The following is a 12,905-nucleotide window of genomic DNA, read 5'->3' as shown; positions in this document are numbered from 1 at the left end:
GTATTTAACTGCTTTTATGCAAAAGTCTCAACTTATCGCTATCTCAATTTAAAAGGATGATGATGAAAAAAATCTTTCAAATAATGACCTTAACAGCCACATTAGCCATAGCCGCACCAAGCTTGGCCTTTGAATTAGAACATACTACTGGCACCATCAACGGTGACAAAACACCAGAACGCATTGTCAGCTATGACTTATCAATTCTTGACAGCTTAAATGCACTAGGCATTGAAGCAGTAGGTGTACCAAAGTCTAACTACAAAGATGAATTAGCAAAATTTGCTGAAGCACCCAAGGTTGGTACATTATTTGAACCTGATTATGAAGCACTAAAAGCCTTAAAACCTGATCTAATCTTTGCCGGTGGTCGTTCTGCCTCTGCTATTCCAGAGCTTGAGAAAATTGCCCCTGTTGCAAATCTAACTAACCGCAACCCAGAATTTTTAGCCGACTTCCGTACTAATACTTTACGTTTGGCTGCTGCGTTTGACAAAACAAAAAAAGCCGAAGAAGGTCTTTCCAATATTGATAAAGACATTGCTGACTTACAAAAATTAAACGCTGGTAAAACGGGTGCTTTCCTTTTTGTCATGAATGGCAATATCATCCCACACGTTGTTGGTGACCGTTTTGGCTTTGTCTATGAGTTAACAGGCTTGGAATCCGTGCTACCAGCTAAAACAGCAGAAGAACTTGCCGTTCCTGCTGCAAGACCAGCGCCAGATAGCCCAGAAGCTAAGGCCGCTGCTGAAAAGCGTGCACAGCAAATCAAAGCGATTGCCAAAGCTGACCCTGATTGGCTTATCGTTTTCGATCGAGCCGCCATTAATGGCGGTGAAAATGCCGGTGAGAAAACGCTTGCTGAGCATCCCGACTTAAGCCAAACATCCGCCTTTAAAAATGGTCGCGTGGTCTATGTTGACCCAGTGCGCTGGTACATCATCACAGGCGGTTTAAATAACTTAAAATTCCTTACGGGTGATTTCTTAAATAAAATGAAATAAATCCACACTAAGACATAAAGTGTGAGAGCCCAAGCAATCAGATATTTTATTGCTTGGGCTTTTTTTTTGCCTATGGCTTTATGAGCGTGAACATGAGTTGAATGCGATTAGCCGTGAGTAATATGACAGGCAATGAATAAACGAAAAAAACAGTTTAAATTTCGAATATTGATAACAACGCGCTTAAGCAATAGCGATTTAGCTCACGCTACAGATAATGCATCACCATATTATGTCCATTGACATCAACTACCTGTGCATCCACACCAAAAAGTTTTTCTAGATTGTCAGAGTTAAGCACGTCACGTGGTTTACCATGCAATACTAACTCGCCCTGCTTCAGGCCAACAATTGAATCAGCATAAGCTGAGGCATAGTTAACATCATGCAAAACCACAATAATTGTGCGTTGATGTTCATCCGCAATATGTCGTAACTGGCGCATGAGCTGACGCGAATGATACATATCCAAGTTATTAAGCGGTTCATCTAATAGTAGATAATCGGTGCTTTGACAAAAAACCATCGCAACCAAAACTCGCTGACGCTGACCACCTGAAAGCTCAGTTAAGTAGCGACCACGTAAATCATACAAGTCAAAACGTCTCAAAGTGTTTTCAACAATGGCCCGATCCTCTTCCGTGGGACGTCCTTTGTGATAAGGATAGCGACCGAACATTAACATTTCTTTAACCATGATACGGCTAGTGATGCTATTTTCTTGACGCAAAATAGCAATTTTCTTGGCCATTTCATCGCTCGGCGTTTTACTAATATCCATACCGTCAATGCTGATCTTGCCTTGCTCAAACTCATTTAAGCGAGACATTAAAGAAAACAATGTCGATTTACCAGCACCATTAGGTCCTACTAAGGCGGTAATGCCGCCTTTAGGGATCTCAAGATTAATATTTTTTAAAATCTCCGTGCCACGGATTTGGAACGATAGCTGATCGATTGTAATCATTGGACTATCACAACGCTTTGCGTCTGAGTAAAAATATAATAAACACAATACCACCAAGAAATTCAACCACTACGCTAAGTACGCTTTGCATACCTAGGAAATGCTCAAATATCAATTGACCGGTAACTAAAATTAATGATCCGATGAGGAAAGCAGCCGGAATTAATACAGCATGACGATGCGTCTTCATCAATGGATAGACGATACCTGATACCAACAAGCCAAAGAAGCTAACAGGACCAACCAAAGCAGTTGAAATAGAAACTAACACCGAAATTAAAAACAGTATCAATACCATGGAGAACTTATAGTTCACACCTAAATTAATTGCATGGTCTCGACCCAAAGCGATCACATCCAACTCATAGCGATAGCGCCAAATAATCAAACTCACAATAGCGACTATCACCAGACTGACACTTAGCAAATCCATGCGGATAACATTAAACTGAGCAAAGGACACAGACTGTACGACCGCAAACTCTTCAGGGTCAATAACACGCTGTAAAAAGGTAGTTAAGCTACGGAACAATACGCCTAATATCACCCCAGTTAAAACCATCCGATATAAATCGTCCTGAGCTTTTAAAAACAAAGTTGAAAACATGACTAAGGAGGCAAACAACATGATGCCTATTTCAAAACCAAACTTATAGACATGACCTAGTGCCACATAGCCTATACCACCAAAAGTAAAAATTAATACTGTTTGGATTAATAAATACAAGGCATCAAAACCCATAATATAGGGCGTTAAAATACGGTTTGACGTGATGGTTTGAAATAGCATCGTTGAAATAGAAATTGCGTAGGCAACAACCAAAAGCGCAACTAACTTGCCTCCCCTAAAACCCAACACAAAATCCCAGTGTCCACCTGATTTTACGGTCATAAATAATGTCATCGAAACTAATAAAGCTCCGCACATTAATAATAGTAACTTACGCGTCTGCATAGCGTTTACGTGCACGAATGGGACGTGCATATAAAAGATAAAGGAAAAGGATTGTACCAACGATACCAATAATGGTACCCACCGGAATCTCATAAGGATATTGAATGATACGGCTGGCAATATCACATGCTAATACCAAGGCTCCACCAAACAACATATTCCAAGGTAAGACTTTACGGACATTATCGCCCATGATACGACTGACGATATTGGGTACTACCAATCCCACAAAAGGTATGGCACCAACAGTCACCACGACAATGGCAGAAATAACAGCAACTATCAATAGGCCTATCGTGGTCACCACATGATGGTTTAAACCTAAATTAGTACTAATTTCTTTGCCCAGTCCAGCAATGGTGAATTGATTAGAATATAAAAACGTAATAATGCAGAGACAAGCAGTAATCCACAACAACTCATAACGTCCTACCACGACACTCGAGAAGTCACCGATAAACCAAGCGATCAAATACTGCATCATGTCATATTCATAGGCAATAAATGTTGCGACGGCACCAAGCACACCACCATAAATCATCCCAACCAGCGGCGCTAATAGCTTAGCAGTCGGTGGTAATACTCTGACAATTGCCATAAAGCCCGCCAAACCGATAATCGCAGCTACACAGGCAATTAGCATTTTAAAAAACACACTGCTCTGAGGCACTAACAAGCTCATTAACAAAATACCTAGTGTCGCTGCTTGTGTGGTACCAGTCATGGAAGGTTCTACAAAACGATTACGCATCAGCATCTGCATAATCAGTCCCGCATTAGCCATTGACATACCCGTCAAAACCACTGACGCCGTTCGAGGAATCCGGCTAGCGAAAAAAACCTCACGCGCCGCAGCATCATGTAGAAGCAGTTCGAATGAGACTTGACTCACCCCAACAAATAGGCTAACTATAATTAAAACAATAAAGCTTATTATTACTAGTAAAGACTTGGTCATTTTTTATTGTTATTACGCTCTCTATCACTACCCTAAAAAGCACTTCAGACCTGAATTCGGCCTGAAGTGCTGCAGGATAATTAAAAACAGGGGGATTTATTGAGCTTTAGCTTTTTGCACAGCATCACGTAATAGTTTAAGCTCTAACATCATTTGTTGATAGCCACCTGAAGCTAAATAAGATGAAACATCTAAATAGATGATGTGGTTATTTTTAAAAGCTTGAGTCTCTCTAAGAAGCGCATTATCAAGCACAGTCTGGGCGTTATCACCTTTGGCCCGCACTGCTGATGTTCGGTCCATCACAATTAGCCAATCAGGGTCGTTTTCGCGAATAAACTCAAATGAAATTGGATTACCATGACGTGCACTACTATCAGTCTTATCCGCCGCTTCCCAACCAAAATCATTAAATAAATAACCAAAGCGAGAATTGACACCATAAGACGCAATCTTGGTACCATTAACCAAAATCATCAATGCCCTGCCTTGGCCTTTTACAATCTCTTTAGTTAAAGCCAATTCATCATTTAAGCTTTTTTGCAACTCTGCAGCGCGCTCTTCTTTATTGAATAACTTGCCTAACTCAGCCAATAGCTTTTGAGAGTTATCAACCGAAACGCCTGTATTAGTTAGATCAACGACAGGGGCAATTTTAGCTAAAGCATCTGCTTTAGGTGCCATACGCCCACCAATAATAATTGCTTCAGGCTTAAGACGATTCAAGGCTTCTAAATCAGGCTCAAATAATGTACCTACTTCAACTGAATCTGCGCTCTTAGCGTCTGCCAAATAATCAACGTAGATCGTAGAAGGAATCCCCTTGGGATTAACGCCCAATGCCTGAAGCGTATCCATAGCCGCAAGCTCATAGACGGCGACATTATCACCGACCGCTTGGTCGAAAGTGACTGGACCTTGTGCTGTATTAATCTCAATAGCTTGAACTGCTGATGCGCCACCAATAAGACAAGCTGTAGTTAAAAACTTCAGGAAAAATTTATTAAGTTTCATGCAGAAAACAGACCTATAAAAAATAATATTCACCAAAACACGACCGATACTAGCTCAAAGGGACGTGCTTACTGGTGAATACTTAATCCGACAGAATAAGAATCATTATCATTATAGTATAAGATTAATTTTTATTCGATCTATTTTGAGACTTAATTTCAAACGTTAATCACAGACGATAATAAATTTGCTAATAATTCAAAGTAAAGGTGCCTGCAAAACTTAAGTCACCTTTTGCATAGCACTTGAACATTGAACCTCGAGGGTCAGCCAAAAACATCAAGACATTAAGCGAAGCCATTGATTTATATAAGAACTATTGGGTGAGCCACGAAAAAGCGCTGTGGGAGGCTTGTGGCTTTAACTTTAAAATCAAGCCAATCAGTCAAAACCAAAATGGCGTCGGTAGCGACGATCCATATTTTCAATATCCACAATCACCGGAAAATCCACCGCATTAAAGTCTTTGTCCCAAGCAGGTTCACCGCAAATACGGGCGCCAAGCTTTAAGTAACCCTTAATCAAGGCCGGCATACGTGACTGACTGATACGCTCGCCGGCTGCCTTTTCTTCTAGTAAATGGATTGGGTATGGGTGGTGTGGAGTGACCTTAGGCTGTCCCTTATACTCCTCAAGCTGCTGCTTAGCCAACTGCCAAACCTGTGCTGCTTGTACTCCATCATCTAAGAGACTGACGCTGGCACAACCAAAAAGATAACGCAAACCATGACAGCGCATAAACTGGGCTAAACCACTCCACAGCAACATAATCACACCACCATCACGGTAGTCCGGATGGGTACAAGAACGACCGCATTCATTCAGCTCAGGGCGCAAATGCTCAAACTCACTTAAATCAAATTCGGACTCGGAATAATAACCACCCGCCTCGACTGCTTTTTGAGGACTAAGAATACGGTAAGTACCTACTGCCTTACCCTCCTTGGTGTCCATCACAATCAAGTGCTGACAAAACTCATCAAAATGATCCACATCTCGACCGTCAATTGCCTCTGGAAAATGGACCCCCATCTCCTGTGTATAGACCTCATAGCGCAGTCGCTGAACCGCCTCAAGCTCTTGCGGCGTATTGGCAATACCTAATACCAAGCTAGGGCCGTCAAGCGCACTTAAGTCCTTTGGAATCTCTATCAGCTCTTGCATATATTAACTATCCTCAACACTTAACGAATCAACTCAGGAAAATATGACAATATATATAGTTTACAAGATGATAACAACGCTAACGACATGATCATCTGCTTACATTATACAAAAGAGATTTGACAGAATTCTTTCAATTTTATAAATTTTAAGCACAACCCTGTTAAGGCATTGTGCTTAAAAATATGATTCAGTCTGAGTGCTACTACTAGGCGTCTAAACTGACATCCGCCAGGCGTTCGACACCACGCTTAGCCAGTTCATGAGTCTCAGCCTCCACCATCAGGCGCAAAATAGGCTCAGTACCTGAGGCACGAATCAGCACTCGCCCCCTATCACCCAACTCGGCTTCTACCTCTGCCCGTACCCGCTGAAGCTCAGCATGATTTTGCCAATCCAAGCCCGGTTTAAGAGGCACATTAATCATCACCTGTGGGTACATCTTTAGGTCATGGGTTAGCTCACGTAGCGTTTTACCACTACGCACGACCGCTGTTAACACCTGCAACGCAGCGATAATCCCGTCACCCGTCGTATGACAATCTAAACACAACAGATGGCCCGAACTTTCACCACCAAAATACCAACCGTTTTGGTGTAGGGCTTCAAGCACATACCGGTCACCCACCTTAGCTCGCTCTAAGGGGATACCTAAATCCTTTAAGCGCTTTTCAAAACCAAAATTAGTCATTAAGGTGCCGGCAACGCCTTTAATTTCCATCTGCTGCATGCGTTCAAGAATAATCGCATACAACAGCTCATCACCGTTGTAAATATTACCCCGAGAGTCAACCATCTGAATGCGATCCGCATCACCATCCAAAGCAATGCCGTAATCAGCGCGCTGAGCATTCACCGTCGCTACCAATTGCTCTGGGTATAAGGCACCAACATTACGATTAATATTGAAACCATCGGGACTACAGCCGATTGGGATCACGGTTGCACCCAACTCTTTAAACACGTAAGGGGCTACATGGTAGGCTGCACCATGCGCCGCATCCACCACGATTTTCAACCCTCTAAGATTGAGGTCGTTAGGAAAGCTACTTTTACAGAACTCGATATAACGACCGGTGGCATCATTTAAGCGACGCGCACGACCAATGGACTCAGACTCCTCGTACTTAATATCCTCATCGATCAGTGCCTCAATTTTTAACTCAATCTCGTCAGGTAACTTTAAGCCGTTTTCTGAGAAAAACTTAATGCCATTATCGTGATAGGGATTATGAGAGGCACTAATCACCACACCCGCATTTAAGCGCAAGGTGCGAGTTAAATAAGCGACCGCAGGGGTAGGAATTGGGCCGGCTAGTAGCACATCCACCCCGGCAGCAGCAAAGCCTGCTTGCATCGCCGCTTCTAGCATATAGCCGGATACGCGGGTGTCTTTGCCGATTAAAACAGTTGGTCTATCACCCTCTTCTAAGCCTTGACTAGCTAGCACTCGACCCGCCGCATAGGCTAATTTTAAAGCGAATTCCGCATTAATCACTGCGCCGCCTACGCGACCACGCACACCATCGGTGCCGAAATACTTACGTGCCATGGTTAATTTACTCCCTGATGAATGGCCTGCCAAACAGCTAATGCCTCAACCGTTTCAGCAACATCATGTACTCTAAGAATGGCAGCACCGCGCTCAGCGCAAGCGATGGCTGCCACCACACTACCAATCAAACGATCCTGAGCCGGCTTATGAGTAACCGCACCAATCATTGATTTACGCGATAAACCAGTTAGTAAGGGTAGATTTAAACTTTGAAGATCCGCCAGTTCATTTAATAGTTGATAATTCTGAGCGACGGTCTTACCAAAGCCAAAACCCGGATCAAGCATGATTCTACTTGGTTCAACACCGCATTTTAACAAAAGCTCAGCTCTTTCTTGTAAAAAATTCTTCACATGCGCGGTAATATTACCATCATAATCTGGGGGATTTTGCTGCATTGTTTTAGGCTCACCCACCATGTGCATAATACAAACCCCACAGTTAGGATGTGCACTCACCACCTCAAGAGCACCCGGTTGACGCAAGGCATAAATATCATTAATCATATCTGCGCCAGCGTCTAATGCGGCCCGCATAACGTCTGGCTTTAAGGTATCGATGGACAAAGGCACGCCAGCTCCCTTAAGCCCTTCAATCACTGGTAGCACTCGCCGCAATTCCTCTTCCACCGTGACGGCGTCGCTACCTGGTCGGGTGGATTCACCACCGATATCCAGTATCTGCGCTCCCTCAGCCACCAGCTTCAAACCATGTTCAATCGCCAAGTCCAATTGTTCTGACTGGGCTCCCCCATCAGAAAAAGAATCCGGCGTGACATTAACAATCCCCATCACTAAGGGGCTAGAAAGATCAAGGACAAAGCGTCCGCATGTAAAAGTTTTAGGCATAAAATTGATATTACTGATTTATATGGGCGTTGAGAAATAGAAAAAGCACTGTAAAAACAACTTACAGTGCTTCAATACAAAAAGAAATATTAAAGTGCTTCTACTGGCTTATCGCCATCTTCATCCTTTTTATCTTTTTTGTCTTTTTTATCTTTAGCACTTTTACTACTATCTTCAGCCTCTTTTTGCTCATCCGCCTTGTCCGTTTGCGGTGCATTACCCGCACTCGGTGGCTGAGAATCATAAGGCTGATCAGGTACCTTAGGGGGACGCGGCGGACGACCCTGCATAATATCCTCGACCTGCTCTGCATCAATGGTTTCCCACTCCATCAAGGCCTTGGCCATGGCATGCATCTTGTCCTTGTTGTCCTCAATGAGTTTACGGGCCACATGATACTGCTCATCAATAATGGCACGAATCTCAGCATCCACCTTTTGCATGGTCGCTTCAGACATTTGCGAAGAACGTGACATTTGACGACCTAAGAAAGGATCGGTGTCATTTTCCGCATACACCATTGGCCCTAAAGAGTCGGTCATACCATAACGAGTCACAATATCTCGGGCGATTTGTGTAGCACGCTCAAAGTCGTTAGAGGCGCCTGTGGTCATCTGATTCATAAAGACTTCCTCAGCAATACGACCACCAAATAAAACCGCAATCATATTGAGTAAGCGCTCTTTATCCATGCTGTAACGATCATTTTCAGGTAACTGCATGGTAACACCCAAGGCACGTCCACGCGGAATAATCGTCACTTTATGAACCGGGTCCGTTTTGGGCAATAAGCGTGCCACCAAGGCGTGACCTGATTCATGATAAGCAGTATTTAAACGCTCCTCTTCAGGCATCACCATCGAACGGCGCTCAGCACCCATAATGATTTTATCTTTGGCCTGCTCAAAGTCCACCATATCGACCATGCGACCGTTACGACGAGCAGCAAAGAGGGCCGCTTCGTTAACCAAGTTAGCTAAATCAGCGCCAGAAAAGCCCGGGGTACCACGTGCAATCACTGAGGCGTCGACATTAGGCGCAACATGCACTTTACGCATATGCACTTTAAGAATTTGCTCACGACCACGCACATCTGGTAAAGATACCACCACCTGACGGTCAAAACGACCAGGACGTAATAAGGCTGGATCGAGTACATCGGGACGGTTAGTAGCGGCGATTACAATCACGCTCTGCCCTGACTCGAAACCATCCATTTCTACTAATAACTGATTCAGCGTCTGCTCACGCTCGTCATTACCACCGCCAACACCGGCGCCACGCTGACGACCCACCGCATCGATCTCATCAATAAAGATAATGCACGGCGCATGCTTTTTAGCCGTCTCGAACATATCACGTACACGTGATGCGCCCACGCCGACGAACATCTCAACAAAGTCAGAACCCGAAATAGTAAAGAACGGCACCTTGGCCTCACCGGCAATGGCTTTTGCCAATAACGTCTTACCCGTACCAGGCGAACCGACCATCAATACACCACGAGGAATGCGACCACCTAAGCGCTGAAAACGAGACGGATCACGTAAGAACTCAACGATCTCGGTCACCTCCTCCTTGGCCTCATCACACCCTGCCACATCGGCAAAGGTGATGCGGTTATTGTTTTGATCCAACATCCGGGCGCGGGACTTACCGAAGCTGAAGGCTCCGCCCTTGCCGCCGCCCTGCATTTGGCGCATAAAGAAAATCCAAACCCCGATCAATAAAAGCATCGGGAACCATGAGAGTAAGGCACTTAAGAAGAAAGAAGGCTGCTCAGGTGGGCGTGCCGTCACCTGCACACCATCACGAATCAAATCACTCACCATCCAAAGATCGCGCGGCGCCGTCAACGAATAGGTACGACCATTAGCCGGGGTGACTGTCAGCTTATCACCTTGGATTTCAACTCTAGATAACTTACCTTGCTTTGCATCTTCCAAAAATTGCGAATAGGTCACCGTATCCATAGGCACTGAAGGTGTATCAAGTTGCCTAAAGACCGTAAATAGGACCATCGCAATGATCGCCCAGATGGCAAATTTCGAAAAGGAATTATTCAAGGCATGGTACTCCAAAAAAACCGAATCTGATAATAATAAAACACTGCGTCAATAAATACAGCAAATCGTAAGCTTGAGATAAAGACAAGCCGCTTTTTATTGAGCATGCTTTATTCTAACGTATTATAGTGGGGGTAAAAAACGATATCTCAAGCAATTTGCTAATTAAAAATCCGCATTAGGATTCCTTAAGACCCTTCGCAACTAAAAAAGTTTCTGCCGAACGATCGCGTGAGGCCTTGGGCTTACGCTCCACAACACGCTTAAAATGGCGTTTAAAAAGCTCCACAATCTGAGAAAAGCCACTACCATGAAAGGCCTTAACAATCACCGCACCTTCAGGCTTTAAATGCGCAATAGCAAATTCCAACACCAATTCACAAACGTGTTGAATCCGAGCAGCATCCGCCGGTCCCACACCAGAAAGATTGGGCGCCATATCAGAAATGACTAAATCCACCTGTTGACCACCCAGCCTGTGCTCAAGTTCATGCAAGACCTCATCCTCACGAAAATCACCCTGAAAGAACTCAACCCCGGCAATCTCCTCCATCGGTAACAGATCCAACGCAATGACACGACCATCTAGCTCACCCGATGGCGTCACTAATCTTTCTCGCGCAACCTGCGACCAACTGCCGGGTGCGGCGCCTAAGTCTACTATAATATCCCCTTGACGCATTAGCTTTTCTGTCTCTAAAATCTCGATAAGCTTAAATGCAGCCCTTGCTCTATAGCCTTTTTGCTGAGCAAGCTTTACGTATGGATCATTAATATGTTGATGCATCCAGTTTTTGGAAAATTTCTTTTTGGCCATTGCCAATCATTCCTATGTCTATTCTTGAACTAACTTCTAAGGAACGTAGTGCGCTACGTTCTGCGGCTCATTCACTCAAGCCCGTGGTCCAAATCGGTGACAACGGACTCACTGAGAGCGTATTAAAAGAGATCGATCGTAACCTAACGGCGCATAGCCTGATTAAAGTTAGGGTTGCATCAGACGAGCGCGAAGAGCGCAGCAATATGCTCGATCAAATTTGTGAAACCTTGTCGTGTGCCAACATTCACCATTTAGGTAAGATATTGATTTTATACCGTCCCGGTAAATCCGTCATTGATACCGAGCCTTATGATGAATTTGCGCCGCAGAACCAACGCAGTTATCGCAAAGCGGGGGAGACCTATACCCCTAAGCGCATCGCTGCCGAGGGCAAAAAGCTCAATCGCCCATTCAAACAGTCAAAGCCTAAGACAGCTGAAAGCAACCGCGAAATTGCTAAGGCCTTTTTCAATCGCCGTAGCACTAGCGGTGCCAGCAAAACTACCCCCTCCACTCGTCGCCGCCCTTCTAGCGCTTTGAGTTTAAGAGCTGGGCGCCGTCGCATGGATTAGCGCTTTTAAATTGGCTGCGCTTTGATGATTTATTGAAGCCACTTCTTTGACTCAATCCTCTCACATTATGTGAGAGGATTGTTGTTTTCTTTACATTAGCTTCTCCGTATTTTCCCTTAAAACCTTAGTTATCACCCTAACAAAACGCCTCTTTTAAGAGCAACTTATAATTAGCTGCCTTGACAATCACTATTTAGCGTTTCATGCTGAGGATTAGTATCACCACAATTCCTTAGATAATCCTCATAGAAAGTGTTTCTTCGTTTTAATCAAGGAGCTTAACCATGCCTACAAGACATTGGTCCCCATCGCGACGCCATTTCCTAAAAGCGGTCGGTGCTGGTACTGTTGCAGTATCACTTCCGGCTGAGGCTAAGATTTCGCCCCCTCCCCCGTTAAATGAATATAAACCCGTCTTTTTCAATCAAGAGGAGTGGGACTTTATTTTAGCTGCCTGTGCCAGACTGATACCCTCTGAGGGAGAAGGGCCTGGTGCATTAGAAACACGGGTACCAGTTTTTATTGATCTGCAAATGGCGGGCGATTTCGGTAAAGCTGCTGATTGGTATATGGAGGGTCCACACTATCCCGACGCTAAATTAGATCGTGGTTTTCAATCGCCCTTAAGTCCAGCGGAAATTTATCGTGAATCCATCACCTATATCAATCAATGGTGTGAACAGCATGAATCAAATAAATTCGCCCTATTAAGCGAGGATATTCAAGACCGTGTTTTGACCTCCTGTCAAACAAATGAGATTGGTCTGAAATCTGAACTAAAAGAATTTTTTTCATTACTACTGCAAAACACGAAAGAGGGTTATTTTGCCGACCCCATGTATGGCGGTAATTATGGCTTGGCGGCTTGGAAGCATATTGGCTTCCCAGGTGCAAGAGCAGCATTTACCGAATGGGTAGATCAGCACAATGTGCCTTACCCATTAGGCCCAGTTTCAATTTCAGGTGAGAGAGGCTAGAT

The 12,905-nt window shown here is 44.2% G+C and carries 12 protein-coding genes; 3 read left to right on the top strand and 9 right to left on the bottom strand.

Annotation, left to right across the window (positions count from 1 at the left end):
• Positions 1 to 62 precede the first annotated feature (62 nt).
• A complete protein-coding gene (locus HMPREF3144_RS01010; protein ID WP_246823823.1) occupies positions 63 to 1,007 on the top strand; it encodes an ABC transporter substrate-binding protein in 945 nt (314 codons plus the stop codon).
• Between the two features lie 208 nt (positions 1,008 to 1,215).
• Here the strand turns inward: HMPREF3144_RS01010 and HMPREF3144_RS01005 are convergent, their stop codons facing one another.
• From HMPREF3144_RS01005 to HMPREF3144_RS00965, 9 genes are all read right to left on the bottom strand, one after another.
• On the bottom strand, positions 1,216 to 1,974 hold the full coding sequence (locus HMPREF3144_RS01005; protein WP_070475774.1) for an iron ABC transporter ATP-binding protein: 759 nt from the start codon (positions 1,972 to 1,974) through the stop codon (positions 1,216 to 1,218).
• A 7-nt stretch (positions 1,975 to 1,981) separates the two neighbouring features.
• Positions 1,982 to 2,902 carry an iron chelate uptake ABC transporter family permease subunit gene (locus HMPREF3144_RS01000; protein ID WP_348967287.1) on the bottom strand — a complete coding sequence of 307 codons (921 nt, stop codon included), beginning with the start codon at positions 2,900 to 2,902 and terminating at the stop codon, positions 1,982 to 1,984.
• A 13-nt stretch (positions 2,903 to 2,915) separates the two neighbouring features.
• A complete protein-coding gene (locus tag HMPREF3144_RS00995; protein ID WP_070475769.1) occupies positions 2,916 to 3,887 on the bottom strand; it encodes an ABC transporter permease in 972 nt (323 codons plus the stop codon).
• 96 nt (positions 3,888 to 3,983) lie between these two features.
• Positions 3,984 to 4,934, bottom strand: coding sequence for a siderophore ABC transporter substrate-binding protein (locus HMPREF3144_RS00990; protein WP_246823824.1), 951 nt, complete (start codon positions 4,932 to 4,934; stop codon positions 3,984 to 3,986).
• A gap of 348 nt (positions 4,935 to 5,282) precedes the next feature.
• On the bottom strand, positions 5,283 to 6,065 hold the full coding sequence (locus tag HMPREF3144_RS00985) for a GNAT family N-acetyltransferase (protein WP_036558490.1): 783 nt from the start codon (positions 6,063 to 6,065) through the stop codon (positions 5,283 to 5,285).
• Positions 6,066 to 6,273: 208 nt separating this feature from the next.
• Complete coding sequence (gene glmM, locus HMPREF3144_RS00980) at positions 6,274 to 7,617, bottom strand: phosphoglucosamine mutase (protein ID WP_070475764.1); 1,344 nt, start codon at positions 7,615 to 7,617, stop codon at positions 6,274 to 6,276.
• A gap of 2 nt (positions 7,618 to 7,619) precedes the next feature.
• Positions 7,620 to 8,468 carry a dihydropteroate synthase gene (gene folP, locus HMPREF3144_RS00975; RefSeq protein ID WP_026156741.1) on the bottom strand — a complete coding sequence of 283 codons (849 nt, stop codon included), beginning with the start codon at positions 8,466 to 8,468 and terminating at the stop codon, positions 7,620 to 7,622.
• 89 nt (positions 8,469 to 8,557) lie between these two features.
• Positions 8,558 to 10,534: an ATP-dependent zinc metalloprotease FtsH gene (gene ftsH, locus HMPREF3144_RS00970; RefSeq protein ID WP_018025660.1), complete on the bottom strand. Its 1,977-nt coding sequence runs from the start codon at positions 10,532 to 10,534 to the stop codon at positions 8,558 to 8,560.
• A gap of 178 nt (positions 10,535 to 10,712) precedes the next feature.
• Positions 10,713 to 11,351 (bottom strand): RlmE family RNA methyltransferase, encoded by a 639-nt coding sequence (locus HMPREF3144_RS00965; RefSeq protein ID WP_018025659.1) that lies wholly within the window; start codon positions 11,349 to 11,351, stop codon positions 10,713 to 10,715.
• A gap of 14 nt (positions 11,352 to 11,365) precedes the next feature.
• On the opposite strand from HMPREF3144_RS00965, the gene yhbY reads away from it, so the two are divergent.
• Both yhbY and HMPREF3144_RS00955 read left to right on the top strand, forming a co-directional pair.
• Positions 11,366 to 11,926 carry a ribosome assembly RNA-binding protein YhbY gene (yhbY, locus tag HMPREF3144_RS00960; protein ID WP_036558501.1) on the top strand — a complete coding sequence of 187 codons (561 nt, stop codon included), beginning with the start codon at positions 11,366 to 11,368 and terminating at the stop codon, positions 11,924 to 11,926.
• A 284-nt stretch (positions 11,927 to 12,210) separates the two neighbouring features.
• Positions 12,211 to 12,903 carry a gluconate 2-dehydrogenase subunit 3 family protein gene (locus HMPREF3144_RS00955; protein ID WP_070470944.1) on the top strand — a complete coding sequence of 231 codons (693 nt, stop codon included), beginning with the start codon at positions 12,211 to 12,213 and terminating at the stop codon, positions 12,901 to 12,903.
• Positions 12,904 to 12,905: the final 2 nt, after the last annotated feature.

It is taken from the genome of Oligella sp. HMSC05A10 (assembly GCF_001808335.1).
Classification (GTDB): Bacteria; Pseudomonadota; Gammaproteobacteria; order Burkholderiales; family Burkholderiaceae_B; genus Oligella; species Oligella urethralis.
The sequence above is the reverse complement of the archived record's forward strand: the minus strand, read 5'-3'. Positions and strand labels throughout refer to the sequence as shown.

Coding starts and splice junctions, on each gene's coding strand:
- HMPREF3144_RS00985 (WP_036558490.1), bottom strand. CDS start 6,065: ATGCAAGAGCTGATAGAGATTCCAAAGGACTTAAGTGCGCTTGACGGC.
- yhbY (WP_036558501.1), top strand. CDS start 11,366: ATGTCTATTCTTGAACTAACTTCTAAGGAACGTAGTGCGCTACGTTCT.
- HMPREF3144_RS00995 (WP_070475769.1), bottom strand. CDS start 3,887: ATGACCAAGTCTTTACTAGTAATAATAAGCTTTATTGTTTTAATTATA.
- folP (WP_026156741.1), bottom strand. CDS start 8,468: ATGCCTAAAACTTTTACATGCGGACGCTTTGTCCTTGATCTTTCTAGC.
- HMPREF3144_RS00965 (WP_018025659.1), bottom strand. CDS start 11,351: ATGGCCAAAAAGAAATTTTCCAAAAACTGGATGCATCAACATATTAAT.
- HMPREF3144_RS01010 (WP_246823823.1), top strand. CDS start 63: ATGAAAAAAATCTTTCAAATAATGACCTTAACAGCCACATTAGCCATA.
- glmM (WP_070475764.1), bottom strand. CDS start 7,617: ATGGCACGTAAGTATTTCGGCACCGATGGTGTGCGTGGTCGCGTAGGC.
- HMPREF3144_RS00955 (WP_070470944.1), top strand. CDS start 12,211: ATGCCTACAAGACATTGGTCCCCATCGCGACGCCATTTCCTAAAAGCG.
- HMPREF3144_RS01000 (WP_348967287.1), bottom strand. CDS start 2,902: ATGTGCGGAGCTTTATTAGTTTCGATGACATTATTTATGACCGTAAAA.
- HMPREF3144_RS01005 (WP_070475774.1), bottom strand. CDS start 1,974: ATGATTACAATCGATCAGCTATCGTTCCAAATCCGTGGCACGGAGATT.